The following is a 22,360-nucleotide window of genomic DNA, read 5'->3' as shown; positions in this document are numbered from 1 at the left end:
ACAGAGGGCCCCCGTCGTTGTTGCGATGATCGGGCGGTGACCTCACCCCAGCAGACACCCGATACGCACGGCCACTCGCACAGCCACGGGCCGGCCGCGCCGGTCTCCACACACCTGCGCAAGGTCATCGCCGCCGTGCTGATTCCCTTCGCGACGGCCGTAGTTGTCGGGCTCGTCGTCCTCTGGCCCGGTGGCGCCCCGGCGCACGAGCGCACCGGTGTCGGCTTCGACCGGCAGACCGAGCAGGGCGAGGTGGTGAAGATCGAGCGGGTCGACTGCAAGGACGTGAACGCCGCCCAGGTCCCGCCGACGGGTGACACGTCGACGCCGCAGGGGCGTGAGGCGCAGCGTGCGCAGACCGGGGACTGTGTGAAGGCGACGGTCGAGGTGACGAGCGGCACGAACAAGGGGCGTACGTTCGTGGAGGTCGTCCAGCCGGACGCGCCGCGGCAGTTTCACGTGAAACAGGGCGTGGTGGTGGCGTACGCGCCCGACGCGCCGCGTGATCTCCAGTACTCGGTCACGGACGTGGACCGCACGTTCCCGATGGCGCTGCTGGCCGGGATCTTCGCGCTCGCGGTGGTCGTCGTGGGGCGGCTGCGCGGGCTGATGGCGTTGGTCGCGCTCGTCATCTCGTTCGCCGTACTGACGCTGTTCATCCTGCCGGCGATTCTCCAGGGCTCGAATCCGCTGATCGTCGCGGTCGTCGGCGCGAGCGCGATCATGCTGTTCGCGCTGTATCTGTGCCACGGTCTGACGGCCCGTACGTCCGTCGCGGTGCTCGGGACGCTGTTCTCGCTGCTGCTGATCGGGCTGCTGGGCTCGCTGTTCATCGGCTGGGCGAGTCTGACGGGCAACACGGACGACAACACCGGGCTGATCCACGGGCTGTATCCGGAGATCGACATGAGTGGTCTGCTGCTGGCGGGCATCGTCATCGGATCGCTCGGCGTGCTGGACGATGTGACGGTCACCCAGACATCGGCGGTGTGGGAGCTGCGGCAGGCGAATCCGGACATGGGGCCGCGCGCCCTCTACCGGGCGGGTATCCGGATCGGCCGGGACCACATCGCGTCGGTGGTCAACACGCTCGTACTGGCCTACGCGGGCGCGGCGTTGCCGCTGTTGCTGCTCTTCTCGATCGCGGAGTCGGGCGTGGCGACGGTGGCCACCAGCGAGCTGGTGGCCCAGGAGATCGTACGGACCCTGGTGGGATCGATCGGTCTGGTCGCCTCGGTGCCGGTGACCACGGCGCTGGCGGCGCTGGTGGTGTCGGCCGACCGGCCGGGGGCGTCGGGGGGAGCGGTGTCGGAGACCGCGACGGGGGCGCCGTCGGGGGCACCCTCGGGAGCGCCGTCGAAGGCGTCCTCCAGGGGGCCGTTCGGCGGGCTGCGGACGCGTGGCGGAGGCGGGCGGCGCCGTAAGGCGTAGCCCCGCGCCCGCGCCGAGGGCTCAGCCCGCGTTCTCCTCGGCGAGGATGCGGCCGAGCGTCTCCTCCAGGTTGGTCTCGAAGTCCCCGAGCGCCATCTCCTGGCCGAGCGGGACCAGCCGGTCCGTACGGTCGAGGAAGGCCACCAGCGGTGGCGCGCTGACCCGGAACAGGGCGTGCTCGGTGCCGACCTGGAGCCTGATGTGGACGTCGGAGAGCTCTTCGGGCTCGGTCGGTGAGATGTACACGTCGCCGTCGCCGCTGGGTTCGTTGATGCCGTCGACCAGCAGCTCGCGGCCGAAGGCCCAGGTGACCGGGGCGTCGCCGGGCAGATGGAACGTCATCCGCACCGCGTAGGGGTCCGTCGTCTCGTAGCGGAGTTCCACCGGAATTCGGAATGAGAGCTCTTCGGAGACAAGGAAATTCATCAGGACTTCGGCCTGAACCAACTCGCGCATCAAGTACCCCGCAGTGGATGACGGAAAGTTACGGAGAGTAAGAAATTCAGAGGGATTTCGGGGGTTTGGGTGGTGAAACGTCCGGTATTGATGCCCCTTGATCCTCTTCTTAATCGTCCAACACGCAGTAACGGATCACAAGGAGTGATATTTCAGATACTGATAGAGAATTCCAGCGAGCCGATCATGCTTCCGATCTCTTTGCATAACCGTTCGACGGCGGGCAGCAGTCTTTCCTCCTGATGCAGCGGCACGGACGTCGCGAGCGCCGCGACCGTCGCCCCGGCCCTGATCGGTACGGCGGCGCAGACCTGGCCGAGCGCGTACTCCTGGCGCTCCAGCACGGGTCCCGTATGCCCCATGGCACGCAGGCGTGACAGCAGTGCGCCCCGGTCGGCGACGGAATAGGGGGTGAGCGGGCCCACGGGGTGCCGGTCCAGATGGTCCCGGCGGGCGTCCTCGTCGAGCTGGCTCAGCAGGCACTGGCCGATCGCGTGGGCGTGCGCGGTCTCGCGGAAGTCGGCCCATTCGGCGACGGCGGGCGCGGCGGGGCTGTCGGCCACCGCGACGATCTCGATCTCGCCCTCGCGGTAGATCGCGAAATAGACCGGCGCCCCGATCAGGTCGCGGCAGTGCGCCATCGATTCGGCCATCGTGCGCCGGGCCGTCCGGCCCGGCCGCGGGTCGGCGCCGTTCACCAGGCGGTCCACCGCGTCCCCGAGGAAGAACACGCCCTTCTCGCGGCGCAGATAGCCCTCGTGGGTCAGGGTGCGCAGCAGGTGATAGGCGGTGGGGAGGGGGAGGCCGGCCTCCCGGGCGAGCTGTTTCGCCGGGGCCCCGTTCGGATGGGCGCCTGCCGACTCCAGCAGTCGCAGCGCACGCCGCACCGAACCGATCAGGGTAGGGGCCGCTGTCGTGCTCGCTGTGGCCAAAGGTCACCCCCGGGCGTACTGACGGGCGTGCGCCCGCTCGCGGGGGCCGCCCCCGCGCCTGTCACACCCCCGGGGGACCCAAGACAGAGTCTGAGGTCCGGCGCCGAGAACTCGCACAATGCGTTGGTCAAAACGACCGTCGACGCTGTTTTCGCAGGATGTGGCAGAGGCTTGCCACTCTAATGGCAGCTTCTGAGGTGGGAGCGGTTTCGTCTGCGCCTTTCCCCCGCGCGGGCTAACGGCGGGGGCGCGAGGCCGCCCCGGAGCGAGGGGGGCGGGACGGCGCCGTGCGGCGCTTACGGCATGTACGGCGACGGGGGCTACCAGTCGCCGCGCGAGGACGACGACGTGAACTTCCGAACCGCGTAGACGAGCCCGCCGACCAGGGCCACCAGGATCAGCACCTTGAAGAGCAGCCCGATCACAAATCCGACCACGCTCGCGATCAGCCCGCCGAACACCACAAGCGCGACCACGGGCAACGCGATCCACTTCACCCACCAGGGCATTCCCGCGACAATCTCCCGTACCGCCATCGTCCCTACCTCGTTCCGTGAGTACCTGAAGGATGAAGAAGCGTGAATGCGTGACGTACGTTCCCGCTGCCTTCGATGCTAGAGCGGCGCGGGCCGAAGCGGAGGTCCCGGAGCCCTGGAACTCCCCTGATCCCGACCCTGACGGAATCGTGAGGGTCGGGGGCGGGCCTTCCGGGTCTCACCCCTCGGGAGGGGAGAAGACGACCATCACCCGCAGATCCTCGGTGATGTGGTGGAACTTGTGCGGCTCACCGGCCGGTACGTAGACGACGCTGCCGCGCCCGACCTGCGTCGTCTCCATGCCCACGGTGATCGAGGCGCGCCCGCTCACGACGAAGTAGACCTCGTCCTGGCGGTGCGGCTGCTGCGGATCGATGGTGCCGGCGTCCAGCGCGTACAGGCCGACGGACATGTTCCGTTCCCGCACAAACTGCAGATACGCCCCGTCGTTGGCGGCACGTTCCGCCTCCAGCTCGTCCAGTCGGAATGCCTTCATGCCACGATCAGACCATGAAGAATTTCGTAGTCAAGACGATCGCCAACGCCGGTGCGCTGGCAGTGGCGATCTGGTTGATCAATGACATCACCCTCACCGGACACAGCACCGGCAAGAAGGCCCTGGCTCTGGTGGTCGTGGCGCTGATCTTCGGGCTGGTGAACTTCGTCGTCAAGCCGATCGTCCAATTGCTTACGCTGCCGCTTTTCATCGTCACCCTGGGTCTGTTCACCCTGGTCGTGAACGCGCTGATGCTGCTGCTGACCTCCTGGCTCGCCGACAAGCTCGACCTGAGCTTCCATGTCGAGGGCTTCTGGACGGCCGTGCTCGGCGGGCTCATCATCTCGATCGTGTCGTGGGCGCTGAACGTCGTGCTCCCCGACGACAAGGACTGATCGCCCGTGGAGCCCGTGGAACCCGTGGAGCCCGTGGAGCCGGTCGAGCCGGTCGAGCCCGCGGTGAGCGGGGCGGACGCCGCACCCGGTCCCGGCCTCGGCGACGGCACGCGTGCCGTACGGGCCGGGCTGCCCGACCCCGTGAAGTACGAACCGACCATGCCGGGACCGGTGTTCGCCGCCCACTTCCATCTGCCGGGCGAGCCGACCGGCCCGTACACCTACGGCCGCGACACCAACCCCACCTGGACCCATCTGGAACGTGCCATCGGCGAACTGGAGGCACCCGGCCGGGCCGTCGAGACGGTCGCCTTCGCCTCCGGGATGGCCGCGATCTCGGCGGTGCTCTTCTCGCAGCTGCGCACCGGCGACGCGGTCGTGCTGCCGGACGACGGCTACCAGGCGCTGCCGCTGCTGCGCGAGCAGCTCACGGCGTACGGCATCGAGGTACGGACCGCGCCCACCGCCCGCGACGCGCAGCTCGACGTGCTGGCCGGTGCCCGGCTGCTGTGGATCGAGACCCCGTCCAACCCCGGGCTCGACGTCTGCGACATCCGCCGCCTGGTGCGGGCGGCGCACGACCAGGGCACGCTCGTCGCCGTCGACAACACGCTCGCCACCCCGCTCGGCCAGCGCCCCCTGGAGCTCGGCGCGGACTTCTCCGTGGCCAGCGACACCAAGGGCATGACGGGCCACGGCGATATCCTCCTCGGCCATGTGACCTGCGAAGATCCCGAACTGGCCGCGGGCGTGCGGCGCTGGCGCAAGATCGCCGGCGCCATCCCCGGCCCGATGGAGGCCTGGCTCGCCCACCGCTCACTGGCCACCCTCCAACTGCGCCTCGACCGCCAGTGCGCGACCGCGCTGCTGCTGGCGCGGGCACTGGCCGGCCGCGCCGACGTGAGCGGGCTGCGCCATCCGGGACTGCCCGACGACCCCTCGCACGCGGTCGCGTCGACGCAGATGCGGCGCTACGGGTGCGTGGTGTCATTCGTCCTGCCCGACCGCGGCCACGCCGAGCGCTTCCTGGACGGGCTGCGGCTGGTGGACGACGCGACGAGCTTCGGCGGTCTGCGGTCGACCGCGGAACGGCGCGGGAGGTGGGGCGGCGACGCCGTACCGGAGGGCTTCATCCGGTTCTCGGTGGGCGCCGAGGACCCCGACGACCTCGTCGCCGACGTACTGGGCGCGCTGACGCGAGCCGCGCCCTGACGAGTCCCGGTGCGGAACGGACGGTCCGAGCCTCCCCCCTCGTGGCTCGGGCCGCCCACGGGTTCCACACGTGAGGAATCACGCCAAAGAACCACATCCACAAGGCTAGTTGACTGTGCGTCAGTGTCCAATCACAGTAGCGACAGCCGCCTATCGACTTATTTATAGTTGGCTGCTCCGACGACGGGCCACGAACGGGTTCGCGTGGGGCCGGAAGCCGAGGAGGGCTCTCATGGACCTGGCCCTGCTGCGCACCTTCGTCACCGTGCACCGAGCCGGATCCTTCACCCGCGCCGCCGCCCTGCTCGGGCTCTCCCAGCCCGCGGTCACCGGCCAGATACGCACCCTGGAACGCCAGTTGGGCCGCCCGCTGTTCCTGCGCCGGGCCCGTGGCGTCACCCCCACCACCATCGGCGACGAGCTCGCCCACCGCGCCGCACCCCACCTCGACGCCCTGGTCGAGATCACCGAGACCGGACTGGACGAGGAATCGGGCGTCCGGACGCTCCATCTCGCCGGGCCGCCGGAGTTCACCTCCGTACGCGTCCTGCCCGCGCTCACCCCGCTGATCGGCCAGGGCCTCGCGCTCCGCGCCTCCTTCTTCGCCAACGCCGAGGAGACCCTGGACGGCCTCGCCGCCGGGCACCACGACCTCGCCATCGCCACCGCCCGGCCACGCGGCGGGCTGCTCACCGCCACCCCGCTCTGCGACGAGGAGCACGTCCTGGTCGCCTCGCCGCGCTGGGCGGCTCGGCTGGGCCACGACGTGCTGCGCGAGGGCCATGTCGTACTGGAACAGCTGCCGGTGGTGGAGGTCCACGAGTCGCTGCCGCTCGTCTCCCGCTACTGGGCGTCGGTCTTCGACTCGCGGCCGGCCGCCGCGGGCGCCGTCATCGCGCCCGACCTGCGCGCCGTCCTGGAGAGCGCGGCGGCGGGCGCCGGACTGGCCGTACTGCCCCGCTACCTGTGCGAATCCGCCCTGGAACGCGGCGAGGTCGTCGCCCTCTACGACCCGCCGGTGCCCCCGCTGCGCACGTACTTTCTCGTCGTACGCACCGGCACACTCGCCCTGCCGCACATCGCGCGGGCGCATGAATGGCTGCTGCGCGCTTCGGTCGACTGGTGACCGGGCGCCTCGGGGGAGTTTCGACCCGGCCGTATCGGGCCACGCTCTTCCCATGACCGAACGGCCCGTGGTCAAGCGCACCGCACGCGCCATCCTGCTCGACGGCGACCAGCTCGTCCTCATCAAGCGCACGAAGCCCGGTGTGGATCCGTACTGGCTGACCCCCGGCGGCGGGGTCGAGCCGGACGACGCCAGCGTCGTCGCCGCGCTCCACCGCGAGGTGCACGAGGAGCTGGGCGCCAAGATCACCGAGGTCGTGCCGTGTTTCGTGGACACCGTCGAGCACATCGCGGACGGCGGCATCACCGGCGTGAAGGTGCAGCACTTCTTCGTCTGCCGGCTCGAATCGATGGACCCGTCGCTGCGGCACGGGCCGGAGATCGAGGAGCCGTGCGGGGAGTACGAGATCGTCCGGGTGCCGTTCAGCCGGGTCGGGATCGCCGCCGTCCATCTCGTACCGCTGTCGCTGCGGCACTATCTGGACGGCAACATCGAGGGAGTACGGGCGATGCACGCGCCCGACCTGGGCTGACGGGCTTCCAGGGCGCGTTCCGGACAGGCCCTACGGGCGCGGGCGCACGAGAGCGAACGCCTCGCGCAGATCGCCGCCCGTGTAGGTGTGGGTGGCCAGCCCGGCCAGATGGTGGTCCGCGTTCACCGCCACCGCGCGGGGGACGGACGCGAAGAGCGCCGCGTCGGACATGGAGTCACCGAAGGCGACACAGTCGTCGAGCCGGACCCCGAACCGCGCGCACAGCTCGTCGCGATCCGGACCTTGGCCGCCGCGTCGAGGATCCCCGCCCGGTCCACCGGCCGGGTGAACGGCAGGGCGGGCCAGCGCGAGCCGTGCGTGGCGTGCGCGCCCCACGGCAGCAGACGTTCCACGAAGAAGTCCGGCGAGAGCGTGACGACGGCGCAGTAGTCACCCCGGGCGCGGATGTCCGCCCAGACCTCCTGGATCCCGGCCAGCCACGGCGCTGCCTCGAAGGCGGCCTCGGCCCGTGCGACGGTGAGTTCCGCCCACAGCTCCCTGGCCCGTACGGCGAACTCGTCCGGGGCCAGCCCGGCGGTCAGGAACGCGCGCTCCAGCTCCGCGATCTCGGCGCTCACGCCGAGCTGCCGGGAGATCTCGACGGCAGCGGCCGATCCCCGGATCAGCGTGCCGTCGAGGTCGAAGAGATGCAGGGTGCGCGGACGGGTGGCGGGGTGGGGGCGTTCGCCGTTGTGCTTCCCGGGGGTGTCCCTGTACGCCGAGGTTGGTACGGGCGGTCACTCCCGACGTCAGACGCCCTCCGGCGCCATTCACGACACCGTGTTTCACGTGAAACCACTCAAACGGCCCGCCCGCCGGGCACTCCTCGTCGTCCATGTAGCCGTCTCCGTGAGCTGGCTGGGCCTCACCCCTCGGCCTGCTCACGCTTGGTATCACCGCGCACACCACCGGCGACTCCACCCTCACCGAAGCCTCCCACCAGGCGATGAAGGTCTTCGCCGACTGGCTGCTCGCGCCCGTCGTCGTGATCACGCTCGTCAGCGGTCCGGTGCTCTCCCTGGGGACGCCTTGGGGACGCCCTGGGGACTGGCCCGGCACCACTGGGTCTGGATCAAGTTCTGGCTCACGCTGGTCACGGGTGTGGTCACGGGTGCGGCGACGGTCTTCGCGCTGCGGCCGGGGATCGGGCAGGCGGCGGACAGCGGGTGTGCCCGCCAGCAGCCTGGTCGCCGCGCCGGCGGTGGCGACCAGTGTGTATCTCTTCATGACCGTCATCTCGGTGCTGAAGCCGTGGGGGCGGACGCGGCGGGGGCAGCGGCGCCGGGCCGCTTCGGCGGCCTCGGCGTAATCTGCGGTCCATGGACGATCCGCACATACGGCCGGCCGTCGCCGGCGACCTCCCGGAGATCGTGGCGATGCTCGCCGACGACCCGCTGGGCGCGGCGCGCGAGTCGCCGGACGACCTCACCCCGTACCTCAAGGCGTTCGCGCGGCTCGACGGCGACCCGAATCAGTACCAGGCCGTCGCCGAGCGCGACGGGCGCGTCGTCGGCACGCTGCAACTGACGATCGTCGCGGGCATCTCCCGCCGGGGCGCGACACGTTCGATCATCGAGGGCGTGCGCGTGCACGCCGACGAGCGGGGCTCCGGCCTCGGCACCCGGCTGATCCAGTGGGCCATCGACGAATCCGGGCGCCAGGGCTGCCAGTTGGTCCAGCTGACGTCGGACGCGACGCGGACGGATGCCCAACGCTTCTACGAGCGGCTGGGGTTCACCGCGTCCCACGTCGGATTCAAGATGACGCTGGCGGCCGGGGCCGGGACCTGAGCTGGACCGGGGCCTGAGCGGCGGGCGGGACCGGGGCCTGAGCGGGTGGGCCGACGCGGGCTCGGTCCTTCGCGTCCGGTTTCACGTGGAACATCACAGTCCGCGCCAGCCCTGCTCGTCCACCCCGCCCGGGACCGCGTCCCCCGGCTCGTACGGCTCGCGGGTGTAGACGAACGAGCCCAGGTCGAGATGGCTCACCCGGCCGTCCGGGCGGCGGACGACCTTCAGCGTCTCCCCCACGTAGTAGCCGTCGAGGCCCTGCCACGTACCGTCCGGCCGGGCCACGAACCGGGAACCGCGGCCCGTCTCACACAGCGGCCGGAAATCCAGACCGCGGTCCGCCGTCAGCCGCAGGACGAACGGCGTCGCGCCCCAGTACCAGGGGCCGGTCAGCTCCAGCAGCGCCTGGTCGACCTCCGGAAGTGGCCGCCACGGCTCGGGAATACGGGGCTCCGCCTCCGCCACGATGCCGATGAGTTCGGCGGCGACGACAGCGACGGACGGGCCCGAGGTGGCGTTGGCGAGCGCGACGGCGACCAGCCCGTCCTCGACACTCACCCAGAGCGCGGCGACGAAGCCCGGCAGGGAGCCCGTATGCCCGGCGAACGTGCGGCCACCCCCGTGGACGAGCTGCACGCCGAGCCCGTAGCCCCCACCCCACTCACCCTCGCCGGGAGGCGTGGCGGGCGTCCGGGCCTCGCGTACGGACGCGGCGCTCAGCACCCGGTCGTCGCCCTCGGCGAGGAACGCGCCGAAGCGGCACAGGTCGTTCGCCGTCGACCAGAGCTGGCCGGCCGGGGCCATCAGGCCCAGATCCTCGGCCGGTTCGGGCAGGATCGCGTCGGCCCAGGGATGCACGGCCCAGCCGCCGGCCGCCGGGGCGACGGGCTGTGCGCTCGTACGGTGCATCGACAGCGGCTCCAGGATCTCCCGCCGCAGCACCTCCTCCCAGGACGCGCCGCGCACCGCCTCGATCAGCGAACCGAGCAGGGTGTAGCCGGGGTTGGAGTAGTGGTGCAGCCGGCCGGCGGGGTGCAGCACGGGGTGCTCGCCGAGCACGTCGGCCAGTTCGGGGCGCGTCGTACCCGGTGTGCGCTCCCACCACGGGGCCGGTGCCTCGGCCGCCAGACCGGCCCCGTGGCCGAGGAGTTGGGCGATGGTGACCTCGCCGACCCCGGTGCCGGGAAGGTGCTTCTCCAGCGGGTCCGCCAGATCGAGCAGGCCCTCGTCACGCAGCCGCAGCACCAGGACGGCGGTGAAACACTTGGTGATCGAGCCGATCCGGTACTGAGTGTCCGCGTCCGGCTCGGAGCCGTCCGCACAACTGCGCCCGCCCGACCAGACGGTGCGCCCGTCGCGGGCGACCGCGCCGACGAGCGACGGGGCGCGGCCTGCGGACTGCGCGGTGGCGATGCGGTGCAGGAGGGCTCGTCGCGTACCCGGGAGAAGGTCTTCAAAGGATTCCAACGGTGAGGTCATGGTCCACATCTACCGGTCGCGCCCGGCCCCGTCGACCGAGTATTCGGGGTTCGGAGCGCCAGTCCTTCCGGGGTTCACAGCGCCAGTCCGTCGAGGATGCCGGCCACCTTCGGGGCCTGGAGCACGAACCCCGCGTGGCTGCTCTCCAGGGTGTGCACGTCGTAGGGGTTGTCCGGGGTCAGCTCGTCCGCCTCGGCGATCAGCAGGTCCTGCAGGGCAAGCGGGATCGACCGGTCGTTGGTGAGGCGTATGTAGGAGCGGGGGATCGTGCCCCACGTATCGGCGTGCCCGCGCCCGTCGCCGCCGATCACCGCCATCGACTCGTCGGGCTGGAGAATGTTGACAAGGGCCATGAACTGCGCGTCGGTCGCCTCCGCCATCGTCGCCGCCTTGAGGGTGGCGAGCAGATCCGAATCAGCGGTCCGGTAGTTGGACCGGCCGACGCCGAGCACGGACGGGTCCCCCACGTTGAACGCGACGAGACCGGCGAACAGACTGTCGGCGCACTCGGGCACCGCCATGTACTCGATCGGATTGCCGCGCCGCACGCACGACCACGCGGAGATGGACACGGTCCGGTCGATCAGACCGGGAATCTCGTTGCCGACGACGGTGGTCGTCATCCCGCCGAGACTGGTGCCCACGAGCACCACCGGCCCGTGCTCGGCCACGCGCCGGACGGTGTCGGCCACCATGTCGGCGTTGTCCCGCAGGGTGACACCGGCCAGTGTCGACGGCTCGACGGCCAGCGCGTCGAGATCCTGCGGTGCCTGGTAGGCGAGGGGGTACTGCGCGTCGGGTCCGTGGCCCGGCAGATCGACGGCGAGGCTGCGGTGGCCGAGCAGCGCGAGTTCGCGCTGGACGGGGGCCCACATGTACGAGCTGCCGCCCGAGCCGTGGACCAGTACGAACGTGGGGCGGGCGGCGGTGGCGGAGGTCATAATGATCAGTCCTGTTCAACGGATTCGGAGGGATCGGGGATCGGGGGATTGGCGGATGGGTGGGGGTGAGGCCGACGGCCGCGGTGAAGACGTTGCGCGGATGCCGCTCGCTGACACCGATCCGCCGGGCCACCTCGGCGACGCGTACAGGCCGCTCCGGGCCGGTGGGCGCGGCGAGTTGGACGGCCGCGGCTCGTGCGAGGCGCTGATGCGCCCGGTACGTAGGACGTGCTGGGGATACGCGGGACGCGCGGGATGTACGAGGGGCGGGGAGCGCCCCGCGAAGTGCTCGGCGGTCACCGCCGGTCCGGGGCCGAGGGACGCCGGCTCGTCGGCGAGCCGGTCGGCGCGCGGACGCCCCCACAGCTCTTCGAGCGGCAGGACCCGGTCGACGAGTTCACCGGCCGGTACGCCCAGCAGGTCCGTCGCGGAGCCCGTAGGAAGGCGGAGCCGTACGCATAAGGGGACGTCCTTGCCTTCGTAGTACGACGCCCGCGTACGCGGCCCCAGGACGACCACCCCACCCCCGCCCCCACCGGTCCTGCGGCTGTCGCCCGTCGTGCGCCACAGCACCTCGGTGGCCGGGTCGGGCGGGTGGATCAGCGGACGGCCCTCGGCCGCCGCGTACACCGCGACGGAGATCCGCTCGATCCACGGACGGAGGGCGACCGGCACCGGCAGTCGTATCTCCCCCGGTATCTCCCCCACACCCATGAGGCCGAGCGTACCGACGCGGCGTGCCGAAACTTCCTATGGGGGTGACGGTCCGTTGGCAGGCTTCGCGCATGATCCCGGCAACCGGTGCCACGGGCCCCATCGGCAGTGCGGTCCTGAGTCTCCTGACGGCCCGTGGCGTACCACTGCGGGCCATGACCCGCGACCTGGCGATGATCCGCGCGGCCGACGCCTCCCGCGTACGCAAGACCGTCGACGTGCCGCCCGAGGCGGCCCGCCGGCAACTGCTCGCCGCCGGGCTGGATCCGTCCGTGGTCGAAGTCGCCGTCAGGGGCTCGGCGTTCGTACGAAGCGGGGGCAACGCCGTCGTGACGGATGACGCACCGCGGATCCTCGGCCGCCCGGCACGCGACTTCCGTACCTGGGCACGGGACCACCGCGACGCCTTCGGCAAGGGACGAGGACGAAGACGACGAGAACGACGAGGACGGGCAGGAGCGCCCGGCCGACCGCTGACCGGTCGAGGCGCTGCTACGACGGCTGATGTACCGGACCTGAGCGGGGGACCGTACAGCATGCGGCCGTACCTCAAGTCCTGCTCTGAACTGCCGTCGCCCCAGGAGCCGTTCCGGGCATCGCCGCCATACTGGTGAAAGGCGACATCGGGGACAGGGGGCTCCTGTGCGATCCATGATCCGGCGACGCGGCCCGGCGGCCGAACGACGACTTGAAGCGTATGAACTGGCCTGTCTGGCCGGTGGACCCCAACGGGTCCTGGAAGCCGCGCTGTTCGCGCTGCGCGACCGTGGGGCCATCACGGTGGTCGGCCCCCGCGTGCGGGCCGTCGAGAACGACGCCGGGCTCGCCGAGCACCCCGTCGAACACCCCGTCGAGCGGGCGGTCCTCGCGAATTGCCCACGGGGAAGAAGCCTGGCGGCCGTCGCGAACGCCGTACGCGGCGGACCGGAAGTCGCGGAGATCGAGCGTGGCCTGGTCGCCCTCGGGCTGCTCACCCGCCCACGGCACCGGCTCACCCGGGCGGGCCGGAGTCGGCTGGAGGCGGCCCGGAAGGAGGGCGCGTTCCCCGCGTACATCCTCGACGGCCCGGCAGCCCACCGGGACCGGCGGCTGCGCCGCATCGTCGCGGATACGGCGATCCCGGCCGGCCTGGGGCGGTCGCTGATACGTATGGGCAGGGCCGCCGATCCGGACTACGGCCACGACTACTCCGACTACGACTCCGAACACGGCCCGGACTCAAGCCCGGGCTCTCTGCCCGGCGGCTTCAGTTGTGGAAGCGGGGGCGGCGGGGGCGGGGGCAGCGATTAGGGCCAGTCCGACGGCCGGTCAGCAGGTCGCCCAGCCAGTCGGTCGGCCGGCCAGTCGGTCAGTCGGTCAGTCGGTGACCTTGATCTTCTTCATCGTGGGCTGGGAGATGACGCGGGCGACGCCGGGAATTCCGATGATCTTGCCCGTCTGGAACGCCTCGTACGCGGCGTAGTCGGCGACCAGGACACGCAGGTAGTAGTCCGGGGTGCCGAACACCCGCCGGAGCTCCACGACTTCCTCGTAGGCGGCGATCGTCGTCTCCAGCCCCTCCAGGGTCCTCAGGTCACTCACGGACACCTCGATGGAGACGATGACCTCCAGTCCCCGGCCGGCCGCCTCGGGGTTGATCCGGGCGCGGTAGCCGGTGATGACCCCGGCCTCCTCCAGCCGTTTCACCCGGCGAAGGCACGGCGGGGGTGTCAGGCCGACCCGGTTGGCCAGTTCGACGTTGGTCAGCCGCCCGTCCCGCTGGAGATGGAACAAAATGTCACGGTCGATCTGATCAAGTGTGCGTTCATTGCCCATCAGGCCATTCTAGCGACACATTTCGAAACCATATAAGCCGCATTTCTCCCTAGAATGTCCCTCATGGCAACTCCACCGGCCAGCTCCCGCACCCCATCCGCGTGGTCCGGCCTCGTCCCGGCGCTCAAGGACTCGGGGTCGGTCGGGCTCGGCGCCTTCCCGATGGGCGTCGCCTTCGGCGTCCTGGTCGCCCACTCCGGCCTCGCCTGGTGGTGGGCGAGTGTCTTCTCCGGCCTCATCTACGCCGGTTCGCTGGAATTCCTCTTCCTCGGCCTGGTCCTGACCACCGCACCGCTGACACAGATCGCACTGACCGCGTTCCTGGTGAACTTCCGGCACGTCTTCTACGCCCTGTCCTTCCCCCTGCACCGCGTACGGGGCCGGGCCGCGAAGGCGTACAGCACCTTCGCCCTCTCCGACGAGGCGTACGTGGTCACGGCCGGCGAGGCCGCCCAGACCTTCGCCGGCCGCCGCGTCCTGTGGCTCCAGGCGCTCATCCACCTCTACTGGGCCGGTGGCGCGACGGCCGGCGCGCTGCTCGGCTCGTTCGTCCCCGCCCACATCACCGGCCTGGAGTTCGCGGTCACGGCGCTCTTCACGGTCCTGGCCATCGACGCCTTCCGGGCCCGCCGCGACATCCCCACCCCACTGCTGGCCCTCGTCTGCGCACTCGTGGCCCGCTCCGTCCTCCCCGGTCACATGCTGTTGGCCGCGTTCGTGCTCTTCGCCGCCGGTCTGCTGACCCGCCACGCCCTCGTACGGAAGAAGGCCGGTCCCCATGCCTGACAAGGCCGTCGACGCCGACACCGGCTATCTGATCACCGCGGTCGCCACCGCCGTCGCGGTCACGTGGGCCCTGCGCGCCCTGCCGTTCGCCGCCCTCGCGCCGCTGCGGTCCAGCCCGTTGACCGCCTACCTCAACGCGGCGATGCCGGTCGGCGTGATGGTCATCCTCACCGTCTACACGCTGCGCGGGTTCGACCCGCGGCTGCCGGACGAGGCCTGGCCGACCGCCCTGGCACTGGCCGTCACCGTGGCGCTGCACCTGTGGCGGCGCAACGTCCTGCTCTCCATCGCGGCCGGCACCACCGCACACACCGTCCTGGCCGGCGCCGTCTTCGTCTGAGCCCAACGGCGCGCTTGGTCCGGGCTGTTCGGACGCCGCCGGCGGCAGCGTCGCGGTCACCGTCAGTCCCCCCGCCCTCGCGTGGCTCCGCGCGTACGTCGCCGCCGTGCGCCCGCGCCACCGCCCGTACGATCGACAGCCCCGGTCCGGCCCCGTGCGAGGCGGTCGCCAGCCGTTGCCCGCCCAGGCGCCGGAACGACTCGAAGAGCGTGGGGACTTCGTACGGCGGCACCACCGGCCCGGAGTTCGCCACCTCGACGACCGCCGAACCGCCGGGTCCGGTACGACTGCCGACCCGTACCCGGCCGCCGTCGGCCACGTTGTGCCGGATCCCGTTCTCCAGCAGGTTCTGCACCAGCCGTTCCAGCAACGCCGGATTCCGCCTGCCACCGACGGAAGCACTCGCCACACCGGCCCCTGGATCCCGGACAGGATCGGAGCAGGGCGAACCCCGCAACTGGGCATGGTCCTCAACCGGGAACTGTCCCCGTCGGAAGTACGGAAGATGACGTCCCTGAAGGACAGTTCCGCCGCGTTCTCCTATCTGACCGGGCCTGGGCGGGCGCCCGCTCGCGTACGCCGCCTGGCTGGAGAACGCCCCGAAGAACTACCAGAAGTGGCAGGCCTCCGAGAAGGAGTACACGGACAGCTCCGGGGCGAATAGGACCGGCTCCCGATTTCCGGGTCGTCCCCACCACCCCCAAAGGCAACCCCACGCGGCCCACACACCACGTCCCCGAGCACGGCACGGTCTTCCTCACCTGGCTGTGATCTGCCTGCGGGCGGATTCCCAGACGGCTTCGAATTCCTCGAACGTCAACTGCTCCGGGTCGTGGCCCTCCCACTCGGAGACCGGCGGCTCTGCCGTGATCCCGAACCTGTGGTCGTACTCCGCGAGGCGGCCCACATCGCGGGCCTGCCGCCATTCATCGAGGGAGGCCGCCACGATCGGGGTCAGCCCAGGCCCTTCGAGCTCGACCTGCCGGGCCACCCAACCGTCGGCGCCCACCTCGAAGTAGAACCAGACATCGTCCTCGTCCCAGTAGCAGCGCATCCATGTCGTCACCGGCACATGACCCGCCGGGGCGGCAGCACTACGCGTTCCGTTCGTCGGCGTACTTGTCCAGTTTGCGCAGCGCATCGGCGTGGGCACTCATCCGAACGCTCACACTGCCGCTCGTGAAGAGCGCCACACCAACGACCGACACCGGCACGGACAGCCCAAGCACAGCCAGGACTTCAGGCCAGTCGCGTTCGTTCTGACACCAATCCCCCCTCTGCAGACCGTCGTTGGCCGTACCACTTTCGGTCAGCAACCGTGACTCGCACTCCGCGGGGTGACGGTCGTCGGGCTCCTCGTCGACCGTGTACGGCGTGAGCAGCAACAAGGCACACCACGCCCACTGGAGCGTCGCCACGGCCAACAGGCCGATACCCCAGGCGCGTATTCGCCCGGCCCTGTCGCGGAAGTCGAGGTCGTAATCGCGTGATCGCATGGCGGACGAATGTAGCAGCGCGACGGCGCCCGCCTGCTTGTGCTCTCGTGCCCATGTCCCGCCGCGTTCGGCTCGTTCGAAGAGCGGCTTTCCGAGGTCCGCTTCGAGGCGGTTGATCTGGATCACCAGGGCGGACAGATGGATGCCGAGACCTCGGGCTGCCTCGGTGAGGGTGGGGTAGGACCAAGCTTCCAGGAAGCGTGAAAGCCGCTGCCTTCCGTAGGGACTGGCCAGGGCCTTGCGGAGGATGGCGGGGAAAGCGTCGGCCTCTTCGGCGGTGCGGAGAGCGGTGTGGTGGCTGGCTCCGCCGCGAGAGCGGAGGGGGATGTTGTGGGTGTGGGCCCAGCGGGCCATGTTCGCTGGGCTCATGCCGGCCTCGCGGGCGAGGTCGGGCAGGGTTCGCCGGCGGATGACGTACTGCTCGATGAGCCAGGCCCGTTCGATAGTTCCGCGGCGCTTGTAGTCGTGGGTGTAGGTTCCGGGTCCACTTGTCATTGGACAGTGCCCTGAGCTGGGGGTATGGAGTGGTGTCTGGGTAATCTGTCGGTGCTTTGTCCGGGCGATCTGTCGTGTTCTTCGGGCGTAGCCGTTGCTTGGACCTGTGCTGGCGTCATTGTCAGAAGCTGCTTGCAATCCGTGGATCTTGTTTGCGGTGCTCGATAGGTTGTCCGCATGGACGAACAGGTTGCCCTCACTGAGAACATCGTTGATGCCCGAGGGTGGTCCCGTACGCGTACGTGGGTGGAGACGCAGGTTGGCGACGGTCCTGTCGAGGCTGTCGAGCGGCTGAGAGGTGGATGGACATCGGAGATGCGCCGTCTGCGCGTTGCCGGAGCAGACGCGCCGCAGTGGTTGGTGTTGCGGTCGTTCGTCAAGCCCTTCTTTGTTCGCCACGCGGAAGGGCTCCTCACGCGGGAGGCGAACATATTGCGTCTCCTCGCGGAGACCGACGTGCCCGTGGCCGGATTCAAGGCTGTTGATGCGACCGCGCAGCACTGCGACCACCCGTCGTTGCTGATGTCGCTGCTGCCCGGCACTGTGCGTCTAGACGACGAGGAAGCGGGGCTGCGGACTGAGCTCCTGGCCCGCCAACTCGTCGACATCCACCACGTGCGTGTCCCGGGCGAAGCCCGGCCACGGAACTACCAGGCGTGGACCGCGCCTGACCGGGTGAACCTGCCCGCAACCACCGAGCGGATGGACCTGTGGCAGCGCGCGGTGGACGTCATCCGCCGTGATCCCCCTGACTTTCAGCCCTGCTTCCTTCACCGCGATTTCCACCCAGGCAACGTGCTCTTCGAGGGCCATGGCGCCGAGACGAGGATCACTGGAGTCGTCGACTGGGTCGAAACGTCCTGGGGGCCGGCCGACCTCGACGTGGCGCACTGCTCCACCGCTCTGGCTCTCCTGCACGGGACCGGGGAAGCGATGCGGCTGGCCGAACAGTACGTAGCTGCCGGGGGCCACTTGGACAGTGATCCTTCAGCTCACCTGTACTGGCGGCTTCTGGACGCCCTCGCCTTCGCGAATGTCGAGAAGGTAGCCCTGCCTTGGCAGGAGCTAGGACGCACCGACCTGACGTCAGTCCTGCTCACGAGCAGGCTGGAGGACTATCTCCATGCACTCTTTCGCCGATTCGGCTGACCCTCCCAAGTCGCCAGCTGTCACAAACTGCTGCGGCGGCTGCATGGGCGGTTCACGGAGCGCTGAGGGCTTTCGTGCGGGGTAGTCAGGCTGTCGACGTCTCGTATATGTACTTCGTGGGTGGCGGCTCGGCGGCCTTCCGGGGTGAGGGAGTAGAAGGTGCGGCGTCTGCCTGGGCCCCGGCCTGGAGTGGCTCTGCTCATCCAGGTGTCGTCGTCTTCGAGTCGGCTGGTGAGCCAGCCTGCTCGTTCGAGCCTCTTGAGCTGGGGATAGACGGTTCCTGGATCGAGCCCGGTGCGGTCGATCACCTCGGCGCCGTAGGACTCTTGCCGCGCTCGGGCGAGCAGGTCGCGCAGTAGGGCGAGCGTTGGCTTGGTGATGCGGACACGCTCGACCGCGATGTCGTTGAACGGGGTGGGCGGGCCGGGGCTGCGGCGAACCCGGAACTTGGCATGGGCTGCTTCCAGGACGCGGTCGTCGGGCGGGCCCGAGGTGTCGTCGTGCGGAAGTGAGGCGGTCATCAGAGCCTGGACGCGGTCGGTTTCGAGATGCCGTAGCAGGCGTCGGCCATGTGGCGTGGGCTGTTGAGGACGGCCGAAGGCTGCCCTTGCGAAGAGGGTTGCTCCGACGTCGCGTTCCAGTCGCTGGAACTGGGTGACCAGCGCATTGGGTTCGGCCTTCAAGTGGTGGGCGGCGCTGTCGAGGGACGGGAAGCGCATGGCGATCTGGAAGCGGTGGAGGCGGAGCCAGCCGTGGAGTGTGCCTTCGGCGGCGGACCGGACGTCGCGGGGGAGGCTGGTGTCGATCTTGGCCGTCATGACGGTGCGGCTGTGCACTCCTGGGGGTCGCAGGGGAACGTTCAGGTGCTTGAGGCGTCGGCGGACGGTCTCGTCTTCGGTGCTGAGTTCTTGGGCGATGTCGAGGGTTGAGCGCTTGTGGGTGAGGTATTGCTCGCGGAGCCATGTCTCGTCGATGGGGAAGGGCTTGCGGGTGCGGCGGATGGCGAACCCGAGGGTGCGGGCGTGGGCGACGGCGATGTGGCGGGGGATGCCGGTTTCCTGAGCGATGTGAGCTAGCGACTTGTCGCCGTCGACGTACTCGCGTTGCAGGAAGGTCCTGGTGAGGACCTTCCTGGCCTGCTGGTTGAGGCGCCAGGAGCCGCGGCTCGATGACCTGCCCCACTCGCGGGGCTCGCGGGGAACCTGTTCGAGTGCGAATCGGATGTGAGTGAGGGTGGTGTCCAGTTCTCGGGCCGTCTCGCGGGGGGCCTTCTGTTCGGTGATGACGATGCGGCGTACTTCTTCGAGGTCGATGTCATCGAGGTGCCGGCCGGGAAGGTCGAGTCCGTCGGCGCACTCTTGCGGTGGCTCTCAGGTCAGGGGCTCGTTGATGTTCAGGTCGTGCAGGGTGCCGATTGCGTGCTGGTGGAGGGCGTCTCGCTGGTCGAGGGTCAGGGAGGGTGGGAAGGCGAAGTACCGGGAGCGGTCGGGTGCCGATCGCAGGACGAGGGGGTGGCGTGGGTCGGTGAGGTCGGCGCCGGTGAGGAGCTGGTTGAGGTAGCGCTGCGCGTTGAGGTAGCGGGGGGCCTGGGTGGTCTTGGCGCTGAGCTGTTCACCGGGCTGGCTGCCGGTGCGGAAACAGAGTTCGCGCCACTGGTCGGGCTGATGGGGATCGCGGGGATGAGGCGCCGTCGGCGTTCGTAGTCGATGGGGCTGCCGTGGTCGTCGAGGTGGTGGGCGAGGTTGCAGAGCGCGGTGAGCACGTCCGGGTGTCCGGACTTGAGGGCTCGCTGCAAGGTGACGGTCATGGCGTTCGGCAGGTGCGGTCCCAGCCGGTTGGTGACTCCGCGTGCTCGCAGGACCGGTTCCCCGGGCAGGAGCAGGAGTGCGGCGGCGATGCCTCGGAAGAGGGTCTCCTTCGTTCCCTCGCGGGGCATGAGCCGCACTGTCCAGCCGGGCCAGAGAGCCGGCGGGACGTGTCGGATGCGTGTGTTCCCGCTGTGCTCGCTGGGTTTGGGGACGCGGGCGCGTGGGGTGGAGGAGGAGAAGCGGATGCGGTCCAGGGCGCCCATGGTCTGATCGCCGGCGTGCAGGAACCGGCGCTGTGTTCCGGGTGAGAGCTGGGACCACTGTTCGGTGGTCATGCCCCGGGATATCACCTTGTTCGGGGTGTCGCGCCGGGCCCGTAGTCCATGGACAACGCGGATGGCGACAGAGTCGTTGGAGGTGTCGAGGAAGGGCAGAGCCGCGTGGGCGATGACGCCGTTGACCGCGGCGCTGAGCGGCTTGACCCGGTCGGCGGGAGTCCGTGTGGCCAGCGGCCTGCGATGCCAGCGGTCTCGGACCGTCTGGCCCATCGACTGGATGTCGTTGTCGTTGATCGTGTGCATCAGCCATGGGGTGCACTGGTTCAGGTCGGTCAGGACCGTGCAGGCCGTGGAGGGGTCGGCAAGCAGGGAGTCGACGCGGTGCTGGGCGGTGAGCAACGGATGGTCGGAGGCCAACGGCAGTAGCTCGGCGCTGTTGAGGTCGGCGCCGCAGACCGACGCGATGCGGGAGCCGAGTGTGCAGGTTCCCGCCGGGAACCGCAGGGTGTGTCCGGGGAACCTGACGCGTGCCCCTTCGCCGCAGCCGGGGCAGGTGTCGTGCAGCAGGGCTTGGTGGGTGGTGCAGGCGAAGGTCCAGGGCAGCCACCACTTCAGCAGCCATCGTCCTTCCCGTTCGGTCAGGCACTGGGGACAGAATCGGCATCGTCGCTGCCGCCGGGGGCTGAAGGGGAAGTCGCTGTCGATCACCGCAGAGTCGAGGCGCCCGGCCGGAAGGCCGGTGCGGATCTCCAGCTCGCGCAGCACCGTGGCGGGCAGGTCGCAGACCAGCGAGCGGGTGAGGTAGTTCCGGGGCAGGCCCAGGACGCGCAGGAACGCGGAAAAGGTCAAGCCGTTGCGGCGGCCCAGTGCCTCCAGCCAGCTGTCCAGACCCTCGCCGGGAAGGACGGTCATCCGCAGGGGCAGCACTCGCGTCTCGGTCACGAGGCATCACCGAGCGCAGAGGTGATCTTTCCGTGTGCCATGGCGACGGCCAGCTGCTGACGTGCCTGTTCGGATGCCTCATCCAGGCGGACCCCGTCGAGCACCTCCCGGGTGACTGCTTCTGTGCCGATGCGGATCGCGCGGTAGCAGGCCCGCATGAGCAGAGTGAAGTACGACCCAATGTGCCCGCTGGTGCGTTCGAAGAAGTAGTCCGCGTTGCGCAGCAGCATCCCGGGACGGTGATCTGTGAGGACGAGCCGGTGTTCGCTGGTCTTGAGCAAGCTCCGCCAGTGCCGGCGGCCTTCGTCGGTGTCGAGACGGAACGGCTCGACACCGAGCCGGGTCCAGCGGCGGGCGGTCTGGGCCAGGGCCACGTTCTTGCCAGTCAGGCCGTCGGCGAAGAACCGCCGCTCAGCCAGGCCGACGTCGACATAGATGAACGTGACCGGCAGCTCGTTGGCGAGCCACTTGAGGTGGTTGGACACTGCCAGGCCATCGCGGCGGTCCAGGTCGATGAAGTGGATGTCGTCGACTTTACCGACCGCAGGAGCTCGGACATCGGCTCTGAACTGCGACGATCCATAGAGTACATGTTCGCGACGATGGCTCAATGCTCTTTGCTGTTCACTTCGTCTTGGCGATGTCCTGGCCCCGCGTTTCCGGCCTTGCTGGTCCATGTGAATGATGGCGCGGTGACGAACATCAGCGACGCCCACGTGAAGGTCCACTTCCGGATGGACGTGGACGAGGACGGCTGGCCGCCTGCGAGCGTCGAGAGTCTGTGGGCCGTGGACCTCGGCGACGGAACGGTGCGGCTTGATAACACTCCCTGGTTCGTGCGTGGAGTCGCCAGCGGCGACGTCATCCGGGTGGAGGTCGATGACGACGGCCTGCGCTGGGCCGGGGAGACCGTTGATGCCTCGGAGAACTGCACCATCCGGTTGATCGTGCTGAAGGACGGAGGCTCAGCTGCGGCTAGGAAGACCGTGCTGGAGACCTTTCATCGGCTCGGCACGACGGGCGAGGGCATCGAGCAGTTCCGGATGGTCGCGCTGGATATCCCACCGGAGGCTGACATCCCGCGGATCCGCAAGCTGTTGGAACATGGTGACGCGAAAGGCTGGTGGCACTGGGAGGAAGGGTGTGTCACTGCCGCCTGGGACGCGAGTGCAGTCACCGAGGACGACTGAGCGCCAGAGACCATGGCTGCC

Annotated in this window: 26 protein-coding genes and 3 pseudogenes; 13 read left to right on the top strand and 16 right to left on the bottom strand. The window is 69.7% G+C overall.

What is annotated here, in order from left to right; all coding sequences use genetic code 11:
• The first annotated feature begins 36 nt into the window (after positions 1-36).
• On the top strand, positions 37-1,431 hold the full coding sequence (locus OG700_RS19950) for a YibE/F family protein (RefSeq protein WP_405615434.1): 1,395 nt from the start codon (positions 37-39) through the stop codon (positions 1,429-1,431).
• A gap of 21 nt (positions 1,432-1,452) precedes the next feature.
• On the opposite strand, the gene OG700_RS19945 is transcribed toward OG700_RS19950, so the two are convergent.
• From OG700_RS19945 to OG700_RS19930, 4 genes are all read right to left on the bottom strand, one after another.
• Positions 1,453-1,887 carry an SsgA family sporulation/cell division regulator gene (locus tag OG700_RS19945; protein ID WP_405615432.1) on the bottom strand — a complete coding sequence of 145 codons (435 nt, stop codon included), beginning with the start codon at positions 1,885-1,887 and terminating at the stop codon, positions 1,453-1,455.
• 152 nt (positions 1,888-2,039) lie between these two features.
• On the bottom strand, positions 2,040-2,819 hold the full coding sequence (locus tag OG700_RS19940) for an IclR family transcriptional regulator (protein WP_405615430.1): 780 nt from the start codon (positions 2,817-2,819) through the stop codon (positions 2,040-2,042).
• Positions 2,820-3,139: 320 nt separating this feature from the next.
• Positions 3,140-3,355, bottom strand: coding sequence for a DUF5326 family protein (locus tag OG700_RS19935; protein WP_405615428.1), 216 nt, complete (start codon positions 3,353-3,355; stop codon positions 3,140-3,142).
• 178 nt (positions 3,356-3,533) lie between these two features.
• A complete protein-coding gene (locus OG700_RS19930; protein ID WP_078076251.1) occupies positions 3,534-3,851 on the bottom strand; it encodes a cupin domain-containing protein in 318 nt (105 codons plus the stop codon).
• A gap of 14 nt (positions 3,852-3,865) precedes the next feature.
• On the opposite strand from OG700_RS19930, the gene OG700_RS19925 reads away from it, so the two are divergent.
• From OG700_RS19925 to OG700_RS19910, 4 genes are all read left to right on the top strand, one after another.
• On the top strand, positions 3,866-4,246 hold the full coding sequence (locus OG700_RS19925) for a phage holin family protein (RefSeq protein WP_405615426.1): 381 nt from the start codon (positions 3,866-3,868) through the stop codon (positions 4,244-4,246).
• Between the two features lie 63 nt (positions 4,247-4,309).
• Positions 4,310-5,458: a cystathionine gamma-lyase gene (locus OG700_RS19920; protein WP_405621823.1), complete on the top strand. Its 1,149-nt coding sequence runs from the start codon at positions 4,310-4,312 to the stop codon at positions 5,456-5,458.
• Positions 5,459-5,690: 232 nt separating this feature from the next.
• A complete protein-coding gene (locus OG700_RS19915) occupies positions 5,691-6,584 on the top strand; it encodes a LysR family transcriptional regulator (protein ID WP_405615424.1) in 894 nt (297 codons plus the stop codon).
• A gap of 52 nt (positions 6,585-6,636) precedes the next feature.
• Entirely contained in the window at positions 6,637-7,116 is a 480-nt protein-coding gene (locus OG700_RS19910; protein WP_405615422.1) for an NUDIX domain-containing protein, read from the top strand.
• Between the two features lie 30 nt (positions 7,117-7,146).
• On the opposite strand, the pseudogene OG700_RS19905 reads toward OG700_RS19910, so the two are convergent.
• A pseudogene (locus tag OG700_RS19905) lies at positions 7,147-7,769 on the bottom strand (HAD family hydrolase).
• A 136-nt stretch (positions 7,770-7,905) separates the two neighbouring features.
• On the opposite strand from OG700_RS19905, the pseudogene OG700_RS19900 reads away from it, so the two are divergent.
• Together OG700_RS19900 and OG700_RS19895 are read left to right on the top strand one after the other, a co-directional pair.
• Positions 7,906-8,425: pseudogene (locus OG700_RS19900) on the top strand (DUF2269 domain-containing protein).
• A 10-nt stretch (positions 8,426-8,435) separates the two neighbouring features.
• Complete coding sequence (locus OG700_RS19895; RefSeq protein WP_405615420.1) at positions 8,436-8,906, top strand: GNAT family N-acetyltransferase; 471 nt, start codon at positions 8,436-8,438, stop codon at positions 8,904-8,906.
• A gap of 93 nt (positions 8,907-8,999) precedes the next feature.
• Here OG700_RS19895 and OG700_RS19890 read toward each other — a convergent pair whose 3' ends face one another.
• The 3 genes from OG700_RS19890 to OG700_RS19880 all read right to left on the bottom strand — a co-directional run bounded on the left by OG700_RS19890 (position 9,000) and on the right by OG700_RS19880 (position 12,040).
• The gene (locus OG700_RS19890; RefSeq protein ID WP_405615418.1) at positions 9,000-10,385 is read right to left on the bottom strand and encodes a serine hydrolase domain-containing protein; all 1,386 of its coding nucleotides are present in this window, start codon (positions 10,383-10,385) and stop codon (positions 9,000-9,002) included.
• 74 nt (positions 10,386-10,459) lie between these two features.
• Complete coding sequence (locus tag OG700_RS19885; RefSeq protein ID WP_405615416.1) at positions 10,460-11,326, bottom strand: alpha/beta hydrolase; 867 nt, start codon at positions 11,324-11,326, stop codon at positions 10,460-10,462.
• 15 nt (positions 11,327-11,341) lie between these two features.
• A complete protein-coding gene (locus tag OG700_RS19880) occupies positions 11,342-12,040 on the bottom strand; it encodes a hypothetical protein (protein WP_405615414.1) in 699 nt (232 codons plus the stop codon).
• A gap of 71 nt (positions 12,041-12,111) precedes the next feature.
• Between OG700_RS19880 and OG700_RS19875 the strand changes: the two genes are divergently transcribed.
• Complete coding sequence (locus OG700_RS19875) at positions 12,112-12,654, top strand: hypothetical protein (protein ID WP_405615412.1); 543 nt, start codon at positions 12,112-12,114, stop codon at positions 12,652-12,654.
• Between the two features lie 37 nt (positions 12,655-12,691).
• Complete coding sequence (locus tag OG700_RS19870; protein WP_405615410.1) at positions 12,692-13,330, top strand: TIGR04222 domain-containing membrane protein; 639 nt, start codon at positions 12,692-12,694, stop codon at positions 13,328-13,330.
• Between the two features lie 66 nt (positions 13,331-13,396).
• On the opposite strand, the gene OG700_RS19865 is transcribed toward OG700_RS19870, so the two are convergent.
• On the bottom strand, positions 13,397-13,855 hold the full coding sequence (locus OG700_RS19865; RefSeq protein WP_405615408.1) for an Lrp/AsnC family transcriptional regulator: 459 nt from the start codon (positions 13,853-13,855) through the stop codon (positions 13,397-13,399).
• 63 nt (positions 13,856-13,918) lie between these two features.
• On the opposite strand from OG700_RS19865, the gene OG700_RS19860 reads away from it, so the two are divergent.
• Both OG700_RS19860 and OG700_RS19855 read left to right on the top strand, forming a co-directional pair.
• Complete coding sequence (locus tag OG700_RS19860) at positions 13,919-14,641, top strand: AzlC family ABC transporter permease (protein ID WP_405615406.1); 723 nt, start codon at positions 13,919-13,921, stop codon at positions 14,639-14,641.
• Complete coding sequence (locus OG700_RS19855) at positions 14,634-14,981, top strand: branched-chain amino acid transporter permease (protein WP_405615404.1); 348 nt, start codon at positions 14,634-14,636, stop codon at positions 14,979-14,981. Before OG700_RS19860 ends, OG700_RS19855 begins: the two co-directional genes overlap by 8 nt.
• On the opposite strand, the gene OG700_RS19850 is transcribed toward OG700_RS19855, so the two are convergent.
• The 4 genes and pseudogenes from OG700_RS19850 to OG700_RS19835 all read right to left on the bottom strand — a co-directional run.
• Entirely contained in the window at positions 14,884-15,300 is a 417-nt protein-coding gene (locus tag OG700_RS19850; protein ID WP_405621821.1) for a sensor histidine kinase, read from the bottom strand. The two genes, OG700_RS19855 and OG700_RS19850, sit on opposite strands and share 98 nt — an antisense overlap.
• 438 nt (positions 15,301-15,738) lie before the next feature.
• Entirely contained in the window at positions 15,739-16,047 is a 309-nt protein-coding gene (locus tag OG700_RS19845) for a hypothetical protein (protein ID WP_405615401.1), read from the bottom strand.
• 28 nt (positions 16,048-16,075) lie between these two features.
• On the bottom strand, positions 16,076-16,477 hold the full coding sequence (locus OG700_RS19840; protein ID WP_405621819.1) for a hypothetical protein: 402 nt from the start codon (positions 16,475-16,477) through the stop codon (positions 16,076-16,078).
• A gap of 72 nt (positions 16,478-16,549) precedes the next feature.
• A pseudogene (locus OG700_RS19835) lies at positions 16,550-16,831 on the bottom strand (LysR family transcriptional regulator); the annotation flags it as partial.
• 318 nt (positions 16,832-17,149) lie between these two features.
• On the opposite strand from OG700_RS19835, the gene OG700_RS19830 reads away from it, so the two are divergent.
• Entirely contained in the window at positions 17,150-18,121 is a 972-nt protein-coding gene (locus OG700_RS19830) for a phosphotransferase family protein (RefSeq protein WP_405615399.1), read from the top strand.
• Positions 18,122-18,141: 20 nt separating this feature from the next.
• Here the strand turns inward: OG700_RS19830 and OG700_RS19825 are convergent, their stop codons facing one another.
• From OG700_RS19825 to OG700_RS19815, 3 genes are all read right to left on the bottom strand, one after another.
• Positions 18,142-18,939 (bottom strand): helix-turn-helix transcriptional regulator, encoded by a 798-nt coding sequence (locus tag OG700_RS19825; RefSeq protein WP_405615397.1) that lies wholly within the window; start codon positions 18,937-18,939, stop codon positions 18,142-18,144.
• A gap of 632 nt (positions 18,940-19,571) precedes the next feature.
• On the bottom strand, positions 19,572-21,149 hold the full coding sequence (locus tag OG700_RS19820; RefSeq protein ID WP_405615395.1) for a TniQ family protein: 1,578 nt from the start codon (positions 21,147-21,149) through the stop codon (positions 19,572-19,574).
• Positions 21,146-21,760 carry a hypothetical protein gene (locus OG700_RS19815; protein ID WP_405615393.1) on the bottom strand — a complete coding sequence of 205 codons (615 nt, stop codon included), beginning with the start codon at positions 21,758-21,760 and terminating at the stop codon, positions 21,146-21,148. The genes OG700_RS19820 and OG700_RS19815 overlap by 4 nt, the downstream gene beginning before the upstream one ends.
• Before the next feature lie 81 nt (positions 21,761-21,841).
• Between OG700_RS19815 and OG700_RS19810 the strand changes: the two genes are divergently transcribed.
• A complete protein-coding gene (locus OG700_RS19810; protein ID WP_405615391.1) occupies positions 21,842-22,339 on the top strand; it encodes a DUF4265 domain-containing protein in 498 nt (165 codons plus the stop codon).
• The last annotated feature ends 21 nt before the right edge of the window (positions 22,340-22,360 follow it).

Source organism: Streptomyces sp. NBC_01508, from assembly GCF_045040315.1.
In the GTDB taxonomy this organism is placed as follows: Bacteria; Actinomycetota; Actinomycetes; order Streptomycetales; family Streptomycetaceae; genus Streptomyces.
This window is presented reverse-complemented; position numbering and strand designations above follow the sequence as displayed.